Consider the following 16,871-nt stretch of genomic DNA (forward strand, 5'->3'; position numbering starts at 1 on the left):
CGCCCGAGGGCACGCCGGGCGGGGGACCAACGGCATGCCCTGGTTCTTCGTCAGCCCTGGCAGTTGACGGGATAGGCCGCCTGCGCCGTCGGCTTGTTGTGGTTCAACACCTCGATCTTGACGGTTCCGTCGGTCTTCTCGGCCCGCGTCCAGTACCAGGCCTGGATGCCTATCACGCCGCCCTCGGGGACCGTGTGGGTGAAGGTCTGCTGGGCTACGCCGTCGACCACCCAGCGGTAGGTGATCTCCGTCCCCGCGGGCGCCTTGAACTCGCCGAAGGCCGTCACGTAGGGGGCGACCACGCAGTCGCCGTAGTAGCCGACCGACTCGATCTCGGTGATCTGCACCGTGCCCGGCGACGGGTCCGGCGCCACGCACGTCCAGCTGTACGGCGCCTGCTTGGCGGGCTTGTTCTGGTTCAGGATCTCCAGGCGGACGACGCCGGAACCGCTGGACCTGGCGTTGCCGTACCAGAAGTCGCCGATCGTGCTCCGTACGCCGGGCTTGAGCTGGGCCGTCCTGAGCACGCCCGGCTTGCCGTCGACGACCAGGCGATACGTGACCTCCGCGTCGCGGTCCGTCAGGACCATCGCGCTGGCCCGCATCGGGAACGAGCCGTCGCACTCGCCTTTGAAGTGAGGCGTCAGCATGTACTCGACGGTCAGGGTGGCGTCGCCGCCCTCGGCCACGCACGTGAAGGTGAACGTACGCTGGGCCGGCTGGGCGGGACCGCCTTCGGCCTGCAGCGCGATGGTGTGGGAGCCGCTCCGGGTGGAGTCGAGGCTCCAGGTCGCGGACACGTTCTGCACGCGAGGCTGGTCGCCGGCGGGGAAGTCGGCGAACTGCCGCTGCCACGCGGAGCCGTCGAGGCTCCACCAGTACTCGACCCTCTGTGCCGCGCCCGCCGGGAGCGAGATCTGGCCGGTGGCCTGGTACGCGACGGGCTCGAGGCAGCTGCCCTCGTAGTCACCGGGCGTGAGGTCGGCGATCCGCGGCACCGGCGTCTGCACGGGCGGCGGCGTCGGACTTGCCGAAGGACTCGGGCTCGTGGACGGACTGGACGAAGGCGACGGGCTGGGCGAGCGGCTGGGCGGAGCCGATGGGCTCGGCGAGGTCGGCGGCGTGGTCGTGCAGGTCACGGTGTAGGCGGCCCGCCCGGAGTCGCGACCGCCGGCGTTGACGATGCGGATGGCCTTCCAGCCCGCGGTCGAGCTGCCCACGGCCAGCGGGAGCGTGACCTGGCGGCTGCGCGGGCCGCCGGCCGCGAAGAAGAGCGACTCGAGCCGGCCCTCCCCCGTGCCGCTGTCGATCCACCGGTAGTAGACCTTGGCGGGCGTACGCGACACCTGAATGGTGCCCGTGAACGTCACGGTCGTGGGGCAGGCGCCCCGGTAGGTCGCCGGGCTCGCGCTGACCGCGGCCGCGGCGACCAGCGGTGCGCCCGGTTTGGCGGGCAGCGGGTGGGCGGTGTCCCAGATCACGACGGCGCCGGTGCACCGGACGTCGAAGCGGCCCTTGGCCGACAGTCCCTTCTTGCCGAGGATCTCCACGGCCTGCCAGCCGGAGGTGCTGCGGTCGAACGTCTGCCGGTCCCGCACGACCACCTTGCGCGCGCCGTTGACGTGGAAGCTCCTGATCGCGCCCTTGCTCCCATCGCCGCGCACCCAGCGGTAGCGCACGGTTCCCTTGCCCTTGGCCGCCACCACGGCCGAGAAGCCCACGGTGGTGGGGCAGGCGCCGGTTCTCGTGGCCGGGCTCGCCTTGACCCTGGCCACTGCCGTCTTGACGACGGGGGCCGGCCTGGCGGCGGCGGCCGACGTGGACGTGGGGGCCGTCATGGGAGCGGGGGCCGCGAGCACCGGAGGGGCGGTCAGCAGGCCGCCGAGCAGCGTGGCGCTCAGCAGCGTCGCCGTCCATCTCATCGGGGGTCCTTTTCGTTGTTCACGGAAGTCGTTGCTCAGGAAAGACGGATCATGCTGTCCGATCCGGCTTGGAGATCACTTGACACCCTCTTGTGACTGTCGCCCCAGCCGTTTTGCCGCCGTCGTTGACAGGGCCGGAGGCGGATCTTACGGTGCTGCTGTTCATGGTGTGTTCGCACTTGAGAAAACAGTTCACATATGTGACCAGAGGAGCCGTCATGTCGTCCCTCACCCCCCTGATCGGCCGGCGGCAGGTGCTGGCCGGCGGGGCCGCCGCGTTCCTCGGACTCGCGGTGGCGTCGCCCGCACGCGCCGCCCACGTGCTCCCCTTCGGCCGGTACGGCTCGCCCCGCCACCGGCTGAACGACCGCACGCTCTACGTCGACGCCGGGGGACGCGGCGACCACACCACCGTCCAGGCCGCCGTCGACGCGACCCCGGACGCCCCCGCCGAGGGCTGGACCCTGGTGATCGCGGCCGGGACCTACCGGGAGACCGTCCTCGTGCCGCAGCCCAAGACCGGCCTGTGCTTCCTGGGGGCGACCGGCGACGCGCGCGACGTGGAGATCGTCTACGACAACGCGGCCGGCACGCCCAAGCCCGAGGGCGGCACGTACGGCACCAGCGGCAGCGCCACCACCACGATCCAGGCCGACGGCTTCACCGCCGCGCACGTCACGTTCGCCAACGACTGGCTGCGGGCCGACCACCCGGACATCACCGGCACGCAGGCGGTCGCGGCGAAGGTCATGGGCGACCGGTCGTACTTCGAGAGGTGCCGCTTCCTCGGCCACCAGGACACGCTGTACGCCGACACCCGCGCCCTGGCCTCCTTCGCCCGGCAGTACTACCGCCAGTGCCACATCGAGGGGGACGTCGACTTCGTCTTCGGCCGCGCCACCGCCGTCTTCGAACGGTGCGAGCTGACCACCCTGGCCAGGGACGTGACGTTCCGTCCGTACGGTTTCGTGTTCGCGCCCAGCACCGCCGCAGCCAACCCGCGCGGTTATCTGGCGGTGCGATGCGTGATCAACGGGCCCGCGGCCGACGCGTCCTTCGGCCTGGCCCGGCCATGGCGGCCCAGCAGCGACCCGACCGCTCTCCCGTCGCTGGTCGTACGCGAGACCTGGATGGGCTCCTCGATCGACGCGGCCACGCCGTACGTGGACATGACCTCCGGGTATCACTGGCAGGACGCGCGGTTCGGCGAGTTCCACAACGTCGGCCCGGGCGCCGCGATCCCCGTCCCCGAGAACCGGCCACAGCTCACCCCCGAGCAGGCCACCGAGCACACTCCCGGGAGCTACCTCGGCGACTGGCGCCCCGGCCCGGCCCTGCTCCCCCGCCCCTCCGGCCGGTGACACCCTTCTGTCGGTCCCGGCGGTAACGGCGGACTCCTCCTCCGCGAGTTCCTGGTAAGCGCCTCGGGAGGGGAGTTGCCATGGACGTGCGGGACCACGCCGACGCCGGTCCCGGCCGGGAACCGGCGCTTCGATCCGGGACAGCGAACGGACGTGGCGTCCTCGAAGGGGCGTTCCACCTGCTCGACGTCCTGGCGGCGGCCGAGGAGGGAGCCGGTCTGTCCGAACTCGCCCGCGACGCCGGCATGCCGAAGGCGACCACCTATCGCCTGCTCCGGCAGCTCGCGAACCTCGGCGCGGTGCAACGGCACGGGCAGCGCTACCTTGTGGGGCCGCGGCTCGCCCGCCTGGGCGACGCGTGGCAGCCCGACCCGCGGCTGCAGGCCGCCGCCCGCGAACCCGTACGCCTGCTGTCCGCGCTGACCACGACCGTCACATTCCTCACCGTGCTGGAAGAGGGCCGGATCAGGGTGATCACGGCGGCGCGGGGAGAGATCAAGGAGGTGCCGCCGGTCCTGCCGGGCTCCGAGCTGGCCGAGGCGACCGCCGCGGGCCGGGTGCTGCTGATGCGGACACCGGACGGCGACACCGCGCCGCCGGGGTTCACGCTCGCCGAATGGCGGCGGGCCCAGGCGGCCGCCCGCCGGTCGGGTTCGGTCGCCGTCGATCACCAGGAGGTCCTTCCCGGGGTCTGCTGCGTGGCCGTACCGGTCCGGCGCCCGGACGGCGAGATCGTCGCGTCGGTCAGCGCGCTCGCGGTGCGGCCGGCGGTGCCCGCCGGGCTCACCGAACTCTTGCTGCGTGCGTCGAGGGAGATCACGCGCAATCTCGGCCGCACCTGACACCCGGTCCGCTGAGTGGACCGCGCTGTTTCCTCCCCCGGGTTGCCGGGCCGACACTGCATCGGCAGGGACCGGCCCGTGCAAGGGAGCCGCAATGGCCGCTGAAACGACCCGGCTGACCATCCAGATCGCAGAGGAGAACGCCGACCCCCACGAACTGGAGGACCTGACGGCCCGGCTCCGTGCGGAGTTGCTGGAGATCGACGTGGTGGCGGCGCAGGCCGAGCGGGGGGCGCCGCCGCCCCCCGGCGCCAGGGCGGTCCTGTCGTTCTCCCTCGGCGGCCTGGTGGTCTCCCTCGCGGGCACGGAACTGCTCGCCGCGGTCGTGAGCGCGGTGACGGCCTGGCTGACCCGTGACCAGCACCGGTCGGCGAAGCTCACGATCGACGGCGACGCGATCGAGCTGACCGGTGTGCCGTCCGGTGAGCAACGCCGGCTGACCGATCTCTGGGTGCGGCGGCATGAGGCCGTTCGCGCCCCGGCCGGGACGCGGAGCGCTCTCATCGTGGCCGGCGACGAGTACCGCGATCCGGGGCTGCGCCGGCTGCGCGCTCCCGCACGCGACGCGGAGGCGCTGGCCCGCGTGCTCGGCGACCCGGCGATCGGCGGCTTCCACGTACGGACGCTGCTCAACGAGCCCACGCACGTGGTCAGCGAGATGGTCGAGGAGTTCTTCACCGACCGTGCCCCGGACGACGTGCTGCTGCTGCATTTTTCGTGTCACGGCGTGAAGGACGACAACGGGGAGCTGTACTTCGCCACGCCCACCACCAAGCTGCACCGCCTGGGGGCGACCGCGGTCTCGGCCGAGTTCGTCAGCCGCAGGATGAGCCGCAGCCGGTCCAGGCGCATGATCCTGCTGCTCGACTGCTGTTATGCGGGAGCGTGGGCACGAGGCGCGGTGCCGCGCGCCGGCATGGGCGTGCACGTGGAGGAGCAGTTCGGCGGTCGCGGCCGGGTGGTGATCACGGCGTCGAACGCGATGGAGTACGCCTTCGACGGCACCGAGCTCGCCGACGCCCAGGAGCAGGCGCCGTCGGTGTTCACCCGTGCCCTCGTGGAAGGGCTGGAGTCCGGGGACGCCGACCGCGACCAGGACGGCTACGTCGGCATCGACGAGCTGTACGACTACGTCTACGACAAGGTCCGGCAGACGACACCGGGTCAGACCCCGGGCAGGTGGGCGTTCGACCTGCAGGGCGATCTCTACGTCGCGCGGCGCGCCCGCCCCGTCACCGTGCCCTCTCCCCTGCCGGCGGAGCTCCAGGCGGTCATCGAGAGCTCCATTCCCCGGGTCCGTGCCGGGGCGGTCGAGGAGCTGCGGCGCCTGCTGGGGACCCGGCACGAGGGCCTCGCCCTGGCGGCACGGCTGGCGTTGCAGGAGCTCGCCGACGACGACAGCCGCACCGTGTCCACGGCCGCCGCCGAGGCCCTCGCCACCGGCAGGACAGCCGCACCGGCATCGCCGTCGACGTTCCCGCCCTCCGCGCCACAGCCGTTGGAGTCTCCACCTCCCGCGACCTCTGTCCGTGCCACTCCAGGCGAGCCCGCTCCGTCCGCGTCCACCCGCCCCGCGGACGACCGCGCCGAACCGGTCCCGGGGGTGGTCACCGCCCCTGGTGAAGACACGCCGGGCCGATCGGTCGCGTCATCCCGTCCGGAACCGCCCCCGGCCACGCTGCCCCCCGCGGGACGGGCCATGTCATCCGTCTCCGCCGCGGCGACGCCGTCGTCGCCGACCCCGTCGGAGGGTACGGCGGGGATCCGGAACCGCGTCCTTGGGGCGCTCCGGTTGCGCGACCGAGCCCTGAACCTCCGGCTGCCCGCCCTTGTGGCGGCCTTCCTGCTGGCCAGCGCGGCGCTCCCATGGCTGAGCCCGATCGCCACGCTCTGGCAGTGGCTGCTGGTGGCCGCCGCCCTCGGGGCGGGACTGCTTGCCCCTGAGGGACGGGCTCGGGAGATCACCCTCGGGTTCGCCGTCGGCCTGGGCGCGGTCATGCTGGGGCTGCTCGCGTTCTACTCGGACGAGTACAGCAGCGCCTGGAGCATGTGGATCGCAGCGGCCGCGACCCTGCTCGTCTTCGCGGTCGTCATGCTGGAGGGTCCGCCGGAGACGACGCGATGGTCACGGCTCGGGGAGCGTGTCGTCAGCCTGATCGCGGTGGCGGTGATCGCGGCCCACCTGGCCTCCCCTGAACGTATCGCCTACGACCCCGGTGAGACGCAGCAGTGGTGGGGAGCGACGGTGGTGACGGTCGCCTGCCTCTGCCTGCTCGTCGTCCGCGGCATCGAGCAGCGACGCGACACCCGAGCCCTCGTCGCGTTCCTCCTCGGCGCCGCCGCGACCGTGCTCGTGGTGCTCGACCTCGGCCGGGCCGAGGCGGTCACCACTTACCTGCCCACTCTGCTCGTCATGCTGCTGCTCGGCGTCCGCCCGGCCCGCGGGCGACCGGAGTTCCTCGCCGCCGCCCGGCTCTCCCTCATCGCGGGAGTTCTGCAGGGCGTCGTCGACCACGGTTTCGTGAACCGCACCGTCCGGACGTTCACCACCGACACCGTCGCGAAGGAGCATCTGATCCTCCAGCTCGTCGCGGCCCTCCTGGTCGCGATCGCCGCCTACACGGCCAGGGGAAGGTCCTCCCGCTCATCTCGGCAGGAATAGTGCCAGCACCGTCCGATCTGGACTCATCGGATGGACTCACCACCCGGCGGGCACGTCAGGACTATTCGGTGAACAGGTCGGCGGCCGACGTCGCGGTGACGGCCCGCCGCGCCCACTCGTCAAGCCGCTCCAGATCTGTGCACTCCATGATGAACGCACGGTCGTCCTCGGAGACCGGGATGCCCCGCGCCTCCAGGATGGTCAGCACCGCCCTCGCCTCACCTTCTGCTCGCCCGGCTTGGAGGCCCTTGCCGTAGTGCATCTTCGCGAACGGGCTGTAGACCGGCCAAACGGTGGACTCCATGAGTGCCTCCATCAGGTGTCGGGCGGCCTGCGAGGCCATCCGGTATGCGTATTCATAGTAATGCGGAGCGTGTTCGGCGGGGAGGTGCTGCAACGCGGCCACGAATGCCTCCACCACCTTGGCATGCTCTCCGTGGTTCATCACGGACAGTGCAGACAGCTCCGGCTGTGCGGCTGCCTCCGCAGGATCGGTGATGAGAGGGATATGGTCCGGGCCCATCACCTGGCAGGTCAGGGTGTAGCCCGGCAGGCTGGTAGGAATCGGCTTGGCAGCCCAAACGGCGGTCCGGGCCTCGGGAGAGAAGACCAACACCGTGACCGGGCAATTCAGCTGCAACCACAATGCGGCGGCATACCGAGGTAGCGCACGCTGCTTATCGGGATCCGGCCGCTGTTGGATCTCCACCACGATCGCGTGAAGAGGGGAATGCCGGGGCCCGACCGTGATCACGACATCGGGTCGAAGATCGATGGACGGACGGTCGTTCAGATCGTTACTCGCGACCTGGACCGGCAGCCCGTCGGGTACATCGACGCCAAGGTGGTCGCGCAGCATCTCGACGGCGAACTGCGGCCTGTGCCGGAACAGCAGGTTGAGCGTGTCATGCAGGGGGGACGGCATGACACGCAAAGCTATCAGACGATTACCCAGAGTAGCATCAACTTGCTCAGGCAACGGTGAGCGAGCCGTCGTCGTCAACAGATGCGGTGGCGACTGCGTAGGAGAGGCGGGGCCGGCGGCTTGATGGAGCAAGGGCGTAGGTGAGCGGAGGTGGACGGGAATCGAACCCGCCAGGCCGAGGACCTCGGCCTCGTCGGTTTTGAAGACCGCGGGGGCCACCAGGCGCCCACACACCTCCAGGGAGAAACCTAGCCGGAACGGGGTAGGGACCCGGGCGGCGCCCCCGCGGTGGCGGCGTGGCGGACGATCGACTCGAAACGGGGCGGCATGACCGAGACGGCGGAGCGGGCCGGAATCCGGCTGACCCAGCAGGCGCACGGAGGCGGCTGCGCCTGCAAGATCCCCCCGGGCGAGCTGGAGAGCATCGTGGCCGGGCTCGTGGCCCCGAACCCGTCCGCGTACGCGCACGAACTGGTCATCGGACTGGACGACGGCGACGACGCGGCCGTGGTCAGGATCGAGGGCTGCCGGGCGGTCGTCGCCACCGCGGACTTCTTCACCCCCGTCGTGGACGACCCGTACGACTGGGGGCGGATCGCGGCCACCAACGCGCTGTCCGACGTGTACGCGGTGGGCGGCGAACCGGTCGTGGCGGTGAACCTGCTGGGCTGGCCAAGGGAGACGCTGTCCATGGACCTCGCCAGGGAGGTGCTGCGCGGGGGGCTGGACGTGGCGCGGGCGGCGGGCTGCCACGTCGCGGGTGGCCACAGCGTGGACGATCCCGAGCCGAAGTACGGCATGGCCGTCACCGGCCTGGCCGACCCGGACCGGCTGCTGCGCATCGACGCGGGACGGGCGGGGTCACCGATCTCCCTCACCAAACCGCTCGGCGTGGGCGTGCTCAACACCAGGCACAAGGCGACCGGCGAGGTGTTCCCGCAGGCGGTCGAGGTGATGACGACGCTCAACCGGGACGCCTCGCGGGCGGCGCTGGCGGCCAGGGCCGCGTGCGCGACCGACGTCACCGGATTCGGTTTGCTCGGCCACCTCTACAAGCTCGCCAGGGCGAGCGGCGTCACGGCGGTGGTCGATGTGGCGGCCGTGCCCTACCTGGAGGGGGCGCGGCAGGCGGTGCGCGACGGCTACGTCAGTGGCGGCACCCGCCGCAACCTGGATTGGGTGCGCCCCCACCTCGACCCGGGCCGGTACGCGGAGGAGGACCTGCTCCTGCTGGCCGACGCGCAGACCTCGGGCGGCCTGCTGGTCGCCGGCGAGGTCCCCGGCGCGCCGATCGTCGGCGAACTCGTCCCGGCCGAGGCCGCCGCGCTCCGGCTCGTCTGACACCACCTGACGCCCGGGACGGCGGTGAGGTGGTAGACCCGGGACATGCGACCTGAGCCCGGCGAGGTGCTGCATTTCTCCGAGGACCCCGAGATCACCCGATTCGTTCCGCACGTGGCGGCCACCGCACGGCAGCCGGAGGCGTACGTCTGGGCGGTGACGGCCGACCGCTGCCCCGACTACTGGTTCCCTCGCCAGTGCCCGCGGGCCATGGCCTGGACCACCCCGGCGACCACGGACGACGACCGGGATCGGATCATCGGGCCGGGCTGCGGCGAGCGGGTCCACGCCATCGAGTACGGCTGGCTGGAGACGTTCCTGACCGTCCGCTTGTACGCCTATCGGCTCCCGGCGGAGAAGTTCGTCCCGTTCGGCGAGCCGGTGCCGAACGCGGTGGTGGCCACCGAGCCCGTCGAACCGCTCGGGCCGCCCGAACCCGTCGGCGACCTGCTACGGCTGCACGAGGAGGCCGGCATCCAGCTCAGGCTGCTGGACAACCTCTGGCCGTTCTGGGACGCCTTGACCGCCAGTTCCCTGGGCTGGAGCGGCATCCGCCTCCGCAACGCCCGCCCCCGGCGCCCACAGCCACTCCTCGATCGCGGCGGACGGCACCTGACCGAGTCAGCGGGGTTTGCCGAGTGACCACAGGGTTGCCGCCATGAGGAGAGCGGTCAGCCCGCCGCAGATCATCACGGTGGAGACCGAGAAGGCGTCGACGACACGTCCGCCGAGGAACGCGCCGAGGGCGAAGGTCGCCTGGAAGGAAGAGGTGAAAACGACCGTCGCGGCTTCGGGCGCGCGAGGGGCGGCGGCGATGAACGATGCCTGCGAACAGACGGGTACGCCTCCGTAGGCCAAGCCCCAGACCACGAGTGACATCACGGCGCCGATGGTTGTGCCGCCGACCGAGGGCAGCAGCAGGGTCGTGGCCGCGATCAGGCAGCCGCAGGTCACGAAGGTCGTTCGCAGCCGCGTGACCGTGCCCTTGCCGGCCAGGAAGTTGCCGGCGATTCCGGCGATTCCGTACGCCAGCAGGATGGCGCTGACGGCGGCGGGAGGCAGGCCGGTGACGTTCTGCAGGAAGGGTGTGACGTAGGTGTAGGTGCCGAAATGGGCCAAGACGATGAGGAAAGTGGCCGGCAAGGCGACAGCGGCACCCCGGGTGCGCAGCAGGTCGAGCAGGACGCGAGGGCTGGTGGCCTGATGGGCGGGCAGCGGCGGCAGCAGCAGTATCAGGGCCACAAGGACCAGGAGTGCCGGCACGGCCAGGACCAGAAAGGCGGTCCGCCAGCCGGCGACGTCGCCGATGAAGGTCCCGGCCGGTACGCCGAGCACGGAGCCCAACGGCACGGCCGAGAAGATCACAGCGGTGGCGGTGCCGACGGCGTGCGGCGGCATCAGACGGCCGGCCAACCCGGCCCCGATGGACCAGAAGCCGCCGATCGTGAGGCCGACGAGCCCTCTGGAGATCAGCACGATCCAGTAGGAGGTCGCCACCGCGGCCAGCACGTCGGCTGCGGCGAGCACCCCCATGAGGACGCACAGCATCACACGGCGGTCCAGGCGCGCGGTGGTCAGTGTGACGGTTGGCGCGGCGACCGCGGCGACGAGACCGGGCAGGGCCATGGTCAGCCCCGTGGTGCCGTCGGAGATGCCGAAGTCGGCGCCTATGGCGGGCAGCAGGCCGATGGGCAGGATCTCGCTGGTGACGATGGTGAAGATGCCCAGCATGAGCGAGGTGACGGCGAGCCAGCCGATGAGAGGCGAGCGGGGCCGGGTGAGCGTGATTGTCGACATGGGTCCGTTCGGCCAGGTGCGGGTGGAGGGTGTGCACCCAGCCAAGCAGTGACGAGGCAGCGGGCACCGGCACGTTTCGGACGTGACCAAACGCCTTGCCTGCGGTGGTCGGCAAGCCGGAAGGTTCGGCGGGCATCGTCGTCACGCCTCCGCGACGCCCGGCCTGGACGAGCACGTCCCGGCTTGTTCAGGGACTTCAAGTAGCCCGTGCCCACCTCGGTGCATGGAGGCGCACATCGGTGAGCGTCCCGGCTGTGGCTCGACCTGATCCTCGGTCCCGGTGACGACGAGCCGCGTGTGCACCTGCAAGTCGACGATCGATCCCTGGTCGAGCTGACGATCGCCGAGGCACGGAGCGCCGGAACGCACCTCATCGGCCTCGCCGCCCTCGATGCGATGGAGGTTGCACCTGCCATGCCCGCCTGACCCATACGCGTCCCGTGAGACCGCGTTATTGGAGGGGCTGCCATTGAGTTGCCCTGCCGGTCGCCGGCCGCGACCAGCAGGTTCCAACCACAGTGGTGTGATCAACTGTCAGACAGGCTCCAGGAGCCTGCCGCGCGACCACTCCGAATCACGCCCTGGCACTTGTGCCGAGGCGACGATGTGAAACGGGGAAATCACCTGCACCTAGGTGGATCGCACCCGTCCGGGTGAGCGCCCGCGGGGTAGCCGTAGGCATAGACGCCGACGGGACGGCTGTTCGAGATCGAGGCCTGCCCGTCGGCGAGATCGGTGGCACGGGTCGCGCCGAACACGGCGACCAGCAGCGCGGCGGCAAGCCCGACGCCGCCGAGAGCACGGAACGAATGTCTCACCATGGTCCTCCTTCCAGTTCATAACGTGAGGCGGAAGGGCAGGCTGTCCCGGCCGCCTCTTCGGTGTCGTTATCGATACCGGAGCTTCGCAGCGGGCTTTGGTGATCGACTTGGAGGTGACTTGCAGCGAGGCCAGCCGGACCGCCTGCCGGACCGCCTGCCGGACCGCCTGCCGGACCGCCTGCCGGCTGACCGTCCCTACCATGCGGCTCACCGTAGCTTCGGGAGCTTGAGGCCGTGACCCTAGCGGCCGGGGACGGAGGCGGGGCGGCCGGCGTCGAGGCGGTCGCGCTGCGGCACGACGGTGTACCTGGGATCCTTGGCCGAGGCCCGGCCCGCCTCCAGCACGCCGAACCGGGTGCACAGGGCTCCGGCCGTGATCGCGAGCCCGGACAGCGCGGTGAGGGCCCGGCTGCGCCCGGCGACCGTGGCGAGCAGGGCGCCGCCGAGGGTGAGCACGCGGGAGGCCCGCATGAGCCTGCCCGCCCTGCCCTTCCGGTACGGCTCACCGACGAGACCGAGGCGGCGCTCCATCAGCCCGCCGGCGACGACCTCGGCCACGGCGCCCGCCGCCGCCGCGGCGCGGGCGGGCCCGGCCTGCGCCCGGGGCGTGGTCAGCATGACGGCCGCGCCCGCCGACGCGAGGGCGCTCCCGGAGAACAGGAACGGCAGCTCGCGCATCCCCTCGTGCCAGGCGGGGACGGCGGTGTCGGCCAGCAGGACGGCCGTGTAGGTGGCCATCGCCACGCCGCTCAGGCCGCTCGCGACCGACGCGGCGTCGCCCGCGAGGGGCAGCAGGCCCGTCACCGCCGAGCCCGCCGCGACGCCGGTCAGCCCGCTGTGGGCGGCCAGCGTCCAGGAGCCGACGCTCATCGGCGAGGTGAGCTTGAACACCCGCAGCATGTTGAGGAAGCGCATCGGCCGGCCCAGCTCGGCCACGAGGAAGGCCGCACCGGCGCTCGCACCCGCGAAGGCCGTCATCCTGGCGGCCAGTTCCAGCCGGTCCCGCCCGGTGAGGCGGGCGGCCGCCGCCATCGCGCCCGCCGCGCCGGACAGCCCGCCCAGATAGAGGTACGTCGGCATGTGGGGCTCGTGCCAGATGGGCTGCTTGATGACCGGCTGCCCGTAGTAGGACCGGAACTCGGCGTCCGGCACCATCTCGTCCCGGCGCCTCGGCATCAGATCCTCCCCGCGACTGCGTTCGTGGTGTTCGTGCGCATCCCGGTCACGCCCGCGAAACCGCGGGCAGCTCGCCGGTCCGGTGCCCGCCGCCGTGGCGCGCGCATCAGCGTCGTCCCAGGAAGCAGGCGGCGACGCCGGCGGCCAGGGCGAGCGCCGCGCCGCCCGCCCAGCGCCACATCGCGGGCAGGTCGCGGGTGGTCACCACGGGATCCGGCGGCAGGCCGTACGTCTCCGGCTCGTCGAGCAGGAGGAAGAACGCGCCGGTGCCGCCCACCCCGTTGTCCGGGTTCGCGCCGTACAGCCGGGCCTCGGTCGTGCCCTCGGCGTGCAGCCGTTCGACCCGTTCCTCGGCCCGCTGCCGCAGCTCGTCGAGCGGCCCGAACTGGATGGACTTCGTCGGGCACGCCTTGGCGCAGGCGGGCTCCATGCCGCCGCGCAGCCGGTCGTAGCACAGCGTGCACTTCCACGCCCGGCCGTCGTCCTCCCTGCGGTCGATCACGCCGTACGGGCAGGCGGGGACGCAGTAGCCACAGCCGTTGCAGACGTCGGACTGGACGACGACGGTGTCGAACTCGGTGCGGAACAGCGCCCCGGTGGGGCAGACGTCGAGGCAGGCGGCGTGGGTGCAGTGCTTGCACACGTCCGACGACATCAGCCACCGGCCGTCCTGCTCGACGAACGCGACGTGCCGCCAGGTGCTCGCGCCGAGCGCGCCGGTGTTGTCGTAGGAGGTGGCCCGGAACACGAACCCGTCGTCGGGCACGTTGTTCCACTCCTTGCAGGCCACCTCGCAGGCCTTGCACCCGATGCAGATGGACGTGTCGGTGAAGAACCCCACTCGCTCAGCCATGGCGATACCTCTCGACCAGGTCGAGCAGCGCCGTGCCGCGCGGGCGCCGTCCGGGCAGGACGTCGCAGGTGCCGGCCTTGCTCTCCTGGATGTAGACGTTCGGGTCGAGCACGATCGACGGCAGGTCGTTGACGACGTCCCCGGTGATCACTCCGCCACTGCTGTATCCCCAGTGGTACGGCATGATCACCTGGTGGACGGTCCGGCCGTTCAGCCGCAGGGGCCGCACCCGGCCGGTCACGAGCACGCGCAACTCGATCGCGGTCCGCGCGGTGACGATCGTCGCCCAGTCGCCGTTCTCCAGCCCGAGCTCCTCCGCCATGTCCGGGGACACCTCGCAGAACGCCTCCGGCTGGAGCTCCGCCAGGTACGGCAGGGGCCTGCTCATCGCGCCCGTCGTGTGGTGCTCGGTGAGCCTGCTCGTCGTGTAGACGTACGGGAAGCGGGGCGACAGCGCCGGGTTGTACGGGTTCTCCGGGCGGTCGATGGTCCGGCGGGCCGGGTTGGCCTGCTGCGCGTACAGCGCGTTGCGCACCGGCGACTCGTGCGGCTCGTAGTGGGTGGGCAGCGGCCCGTCCGACAGCCCGGACGGGACGTACAGCCAGCCCCTGCCGTCCGACTGCATGATGAACGGGTCGGTCCCGCCCAGCGCGTCCTGGGCCTTGGCCCCCTCGGGCGGCACGTAGTCGGGAGCCTTGTCCTCCTCGAAGTCGGGCACGTCAGGTCCGGTCCACTTGGTCCCGTCCCAGTAGACGTACTTCTTCCGCTCGCTCCACGGGCGGCCCTGCGGGTCGGCCGAGGCGCGGTTGTAGAGGATGCGCCGGTTCGCCGGCCAGGCCCAGCCCCATTCGAGCGCGACGGGACCCTGCTCGGTGTGCGGCGTGCGCCGGGCCGCCATGTTGACCCCGTCGGCGTACACCCCGCAGTAGATCCAGCAGCCGCAGCTCGTCGAGCCGTCGGGCTTGAGCTCCCGCAGCGACGCCAGCAGGCGGCCGTCGGCGGCCCTGCCGTTGATCTCCCGCAGCACGGCCTCGGCGTCGGGATCGCGCTGCTCGCCGATCTCCGGGTAGTCCCAGGTCAGCTCCTTCACCGGCCGGTCGATCTCGTCGTCGCCGAGGCGCTGCCTGATCCGCTTGCCGAGGTGGTAGAAGAACCACAGGTCGCTGCGGCAGTCGTCCGGCGGGTCGAGTGCCTTCTCCCGCCACTGCAGCAGCCGCTGGGTGTTGGTGAAGGTGCCCTCCTTCTCCACGTGACTCGCGGCCGGCATGAAGAAGACCTCGGTGCCGATCTCCTCGGTCCGCAGCTCGCCCGTCTCGATCTCGGGCGCGTCCTTCCAGAACGTCGCGGTCTCCACCAGCATGAGGTCGCGGACCACCAGCCAGTCGAGGTTCGCCAGGCCCAGCCGCTGCGCCTTGCCGTTGGCCGAGCCGACCGCCGGGTTCTCGCCCACGACGAAGTAGCCCTTGACCGTCCCGTCGATCTGGCCCATCACGGTCGCGTAGTGGCCGTGGTCGCCGGTGAGGCGCGGCAGGTAGTCGAAGCAGTAGTCGTTGGCCTCCGTCGCCGCGTCGCCCCACCATGCCTTGAGCAGGCTGACGACGTACGCCCGCCGGTTGCCCCACCAGCCGGTGTCGGCGCCCTCCCGCTCCAGGTAGTGGTCGAGGCCGTCGTGCCGGTGGGCGTGCGGCATCGCGATGTATCCCGGCAGCAGGTTGAACAGCGTCGGGATGTCCGTGGAGCCCTGGATGCTCGCGTGCCCGCGCAGCGCCATGATGCCGCCGCCCGGCCGGCCCATGTTCCCCAGCAGGAGCTGCAGGATCGCGGCGGCCCTGATGTACTGCACGCCGACCGAGTGCTGCGTCCAGCCGACGGAGTAGACCCACGCCGTGGTCCGCTCCCGGCCCGAGTTGGCCGTGATCGCCTCGGCCAGCTCGTGGAACCGCTCCGGCGGGATGCCGCACAGCTCCTCGACCATCTCGGGCGTGTAGCGCGAGTAGTGCCGCTTGAGTATCTGGTAGACGCACCGCGGGTCGGTCAGCGTCGGGTCGGCCGGCGGCGTCGCGCTGGCGCCGGCGCCGCGCGCGCCGTAGGAGTCGGACCCCGCCGCCTCCGCGTGGCGCCTGCCGCCCTCGGTCTGCTCCTCCTCCTCGGGCACGTCGCCCTCGTACGCCCAGCTCGACGGGTCGTACCTGCCGGTCTCCTCGTCGTAGCCGGAGAACAGGCCGTCGAGGTCCTCGGTGTCGCGGAAGTCCTTGTTCACCAGGGTCGCGGCGTTCGTGTACGCGAGGACGTACTCGCGGAAGTCGAGCCCGTTCGACAGCACGTAGTTGATCAGCGCGCCGAGCAGCACGATATCCGTGCCGGCGCGGATCGCCAGATACCTGTCCACGGTCGCGCTCGTGCGGCTGAAGCGCGGGTCGATGTGGAAGACCTTCGCGCCGCGCGCACGCGCCTCCATCACCCACTGGTACCCCACCGGATGGCACTCGGCCATGTTGGAGCCCTGGATGACGATGCAGTCAGCGTTGGCCAGATCCTGCTGATACTGGGTCGCGCCGCCACGCCCGAAGCTGGTCCCCAGACCGGGGACGGTGGAGGAGTGTCATATGCGCGCCTGGTTCTCGACCTGGATCGCGCCGAGGGCGGTGTAGAGCTTCTTCATCAGGTAGTTCTCTTCGTTGTCGAGCGTCGCCCCGCCCAGGCCGGCGATGCCCAGAGTCCTCCTGACCTCCTGCCCCTCGTGCGTCTGCTGCCAGGTCTCGCGCCGGGTCCGCACGACCCGGTCGGCGATCATGTCCATCGCGGTCTCGAGGTCGAGCGGCTCCCACTCGGTGCCGTACGGCCTGCGGTAGAGGATCTTCGTCTGGCGGCCGGGGTGGGTGACGAGCTGCTTGCTGGCCGAGCCCTTCGGGCACAGCCGCCCGCGGGAGATCGGCGAGTCGGGGTCGCCCTCGATCTGGGTGACCTTGCCGTCCTTGACGTAGACGAGCTGGCCGCAGCCGACGGCGCAGTAAGGGCAGACGGAACGCGCGACCGTCTCGGCCCCCTCGACCCGGGGCCGCAAGGCGTCCGTACGCGCCGAGCGCGCCGCCTGCCCTCTGCCGTCCTCTCCCTTGAGCTGCCGGATCACCGGCCAGCGGGAGAGCCATCCACCACCCACGACGCCTCTGA

Annotated in this window: 13 protein-coding genes and 1 tRNA gene; 6 read left to right on the plus strand and 8 right to left on the minus strand. The window is 71.4% G+C overall.

Going from position 1 to position 16,871, the window contains the following annotated elements:
• Positions 1 to 50: 50 nt before the first annotated feature.
• Positions 51 to 1,922, minus strand: coding sequence for a hypothetical protein (locus Msi02_RS23145; RefSeq protein ID WP_204050228.1), 1,872 nt, complete (start codon positions 1,920 to 1,922; stop codon positions 51 to 53).
• 218 nt (positions 1,923 to 2,140) lie between these two features.
• Between Msi02_RS23145 and Msi02_RS23150 the strand changes: the two genes are divergently transcribed.
• The 3 genes from Msi02_RS23150 to Msi02_RS23160 all read left to right on the plus strand — a co-directional run bounded on the left by Msi02_RS23150 (position 2,141) and on the right by Msi02_RS23160 (position 6,787).
• Positions 2,141 to 3,283: a pectinesterase family protein gene (locus Msi02_RS23150; RefSeq protein ID WP_204050229.1), complete on the plus strand. Its 1,143-nt coding sequence runs from the start codon at positions 2,141 to 2,143 to the stop codon at positions 3,281 to 3,283.
• A gap of 80 nt (positions 3,284 to 3,363) precedes the next feature.
• The gene (locus Msi02_RS23155) at positions 3,364 to 4,125 is read left to right on the plus strand and encodes an IclR family transcriptional regulator (protein WP_204050230.1); all 762 of its coding nucleotides are present in this window, start codon (positions 3,364 to 3,366) and stop codon (positions 4,123 to 4,125) included.
• 94 nt (positions 4,126 to 4,219) lie between these two features.
• Entirely contained in the window at positions 4,220 to 6,787 is a 2,568-nt protein-coding gene (locus tag Msi02_RS23160; RefSeq protein ID WP_204050231.1) for a caspase, EACC1-associated type, read from the plus strand.
• A 61-nt stretch (positions 6,788 to 6,848) separates the two neighbouring features.
• Here Msi02_RS23160 and Msi02_RS23165 read toward each other — a convergent pair whose 3' ends face one another.
• Both Msi02_RS23165 and Msi02_RS23170 read right to left on the minus strand, forming a co-directional pair.
• Complete coding sequence (locus Msi02_RS23165) at positions 6,849 to 7,712, minus strand: hypothetical protein (protein WP_239108633.1); 864 nt, start codon at positions 7,710 to 7,712, stop codon at positions 6,849 to 6,851.
• Between the two features lie 144 nt (positions 7,713 to 7,856).
• Positions 7,857 to 7,950: transfer RNA gene (locus Msi02_RS23170), tRNA-Sec, on the minus strand.
• 89 nt (positions 7,951 to 8,039) lie between these two features.
• Between Msi02_RS23170 and selD the strand changes: the two genes are divergently transcribed.
• Complete coding sequence (selD, locus tag Msi02_RS23175) at positions 8,040 to 9,053, plus strand: selenide, water dikinase SelD (protein WP_204050232.1); 1,014 nt, start codon at positions 8,040 to 8,042, stop codon at positions 9,051 to 9,053.
• 45 nt (positions 9,054 to 9,098) lie between these two features.
• Positions 9,099 to 9,695: a DUF6886 family protein gene (locus tag Msi02_RS23180; protein ID WP_239108634.1), complete on the plus strand. Its 597-nt coding sequence runs from the start codon at positions 9,099 to 9,101 to the stop codon at positions 9,693 to 9,695.
• Here Msi02_RS23180 and Msi02_RS23185 read toward each other — a convergent pair.
• Positions 9,675 to 10,850: an MFS transporter gene (locus Msi02_RS23185; RefSeq protein WP_204050233.1), complete on the minus strand. Its 1,176-nt coding sequence runs from the start codon at positions 10,848 to 10,850 to the stop codon at positions 9,675 to 9,677. The genes Msi02_RS23180 and Msi02_RS23185 overlap by 21 nt on opposite strands.
• A gap of 297 nt (positions 10,851 to 11,147) precedes the next feature.
• Between Msi02_RS23185 and Msi02_RS44025 the strand changes: the two genes are divergently transcribed.
• On the plus strand, positions 11,148 to 11,276 hold the full coding sequence (locus tag Msi02_RS44025) for a hypothetical protein (RefSeq protein ID WP_275414162.1): 129 nt from the start codon (positions 11,148 to 11,150) through the stop codon (positions 11,274 to 11,276).
• Between the two features lie 194 nt (positions 11,277 to 11,470).
• Here the strand turns inward: Msi02_RS44025 and Msi02_RS23190 are convergent, their stop codons facing one another.
• The 4 genes from Msi02_RS23190 to fdh all read right to left on the minus strand — a co-directional run bounded on the left by Msi02_RS23190 (position 11,471) and on the right by fdh (position 16,860).
• Positions 11,471 to 11,671, minus strand: a complete 201-nt coding sequence (locus Msi02_RS23190; protein WP_204050234.1) for a hypothetical protein — start codon at positions 11,669 to 11,671, stop codon at positions 11,471 to 11,473.
• 240 nt (positions 11,672 to 11,911) lie between these two features.
• Positions 11,912 to 12,847 carry an NrfD/PsrC family molybdoenzyme membrane anchor subunit gene (gene nrfD / locus Msi02_RS23195; protein WP_239108635.1) on the minus strand — a complete coding sequence of 312 codons (936 nt, stop codon included), beginning with the start codon at positions 12,845 to 12,847 and terminating at the stop codon, positions 11,912 to 11,914.
• A 106-nt stretch (positions 12,848 to 12,953) separates the two neighbouring features.
• On the minus strand, positions 12,954 to 13,700 hold the full coding sequence (locus tag Msi02_RS23200; protein ID WP_204050235.1) for a 4Fe-4S dicluster domain-containing protein: 747 nt from the start codon (positions 13,698 to 13,700) through the stop codon (positions 12,954 to 12,956).
• The gene (gene fdh, locus Msi02_RS23205) at positions 13,693 to 16,860 is read right to left on the minus strand and encodes a formate dehydrogenase (protein WP_239108636.1); all 3,168 of its coding nucleotides are present in this window, start codon (positions 16,858 to 16,860) and stop codon (positions 13,693 to 13,695) included. The genes Msi02_RS23200 and fdh overlap by 8 nt, the downstream gene beginning before the upstream one ends.
• Between the last annotated feature and the right edge of the window lie 11 nt (positions 16,861 to 16,871).

The sequence above is a fragment of the Microbispora siamensis genome (assembly GCF_016863095.1).
GTDB classification, from domain to species: domain Bacteria; phylum Actinomycetota; class Actinomycetes; order Streptosporangiales; family Streptosporangiaceae; genus Microbispora; species Microbispora siamensis.

Excerpts from the sequence above, each read along its gene's own strand:
- Msi02_RS23145 (WP_204050228.1), bottom strand. The coding sequence starts at position 1,922 with ATGAGATGGACGGCGACGCTGCTGAGCGCCACGCTGCTCGGCGGCCTG.
- Msi02_RS23165 (WP_239108633.1), bottom strand. The coding sequence starts at position 7,712 with ATGCCGTCCCCCCTGCATGACACGCTCAACCTGCTGTTCCGGCACAGG.
- selD (WP_204050232.1), top strand. The coding sequence starts at position 8,040 with ATGACCGAGACGGCGGAGCGGGCCGGAATCCGGCTGACCCAGCAGGCG.
- Msi02_RS23190 (WP_204050234.1), bottom strand. The coding sequence starts at position 11,671 with ATGGTGAGACATTCGTTCCGTGCTCTCGGCGGCGTCGGGCTTGCCGCC.
- Msi02_RS23150 (WP_204050229.1), top strand. The coding sequence starts at position 2,141 with ATGTCGTCCCTCACCCCCCTGATCGGCCGGCGGCAGGTGCTGGCCGGC.
- nrfD (WP_239108635.1), bottom strand. The coding sequence starts at position 12,847 with ATGCCGAGGCGCCGGGACGAGATGGTGCCGGACGCCGAGTTCCGGTCC.
- Msi02_RS23155 (WP_204050230.1), top strand. The coding sequence starts at position 3,364 with ATGGACGTGCGGGACCACGCCGACGCCGGTCCCGGCCGGGAACCGGCG.
- Msi02_RS23180 (WP_239108634.1), top strand. The coding sequence starts at position 9,099 with ATGCGACCTGAGCCCGGCGAGGTGCTGCATTTCTCCGAGGACCCCGAG.
- Msi02_RS23160 (WP_204050231.1), top strand. The coding sequence starts at position 4,220 with ATGGCCGCTGAAACGACCCGGCTGACCATCCAGATCGCAGAGGAGAAC.
- Msi02_RS23200 (WP_204050235.1), bottom strand. The coding sequence starts at position 13,700 with ATGGCTGAGCGAGTGGGGTTCTTCACCGACACGTCCATCTGCATCGGG.
- Msi02_RS23185 (WP_204050233.1), bottom strand. The coding sequence starts at position 10,850 with ATGTCGACAATCACGCTCACCCGGCCCCGCTCGCCTCTCATCGGCTGG.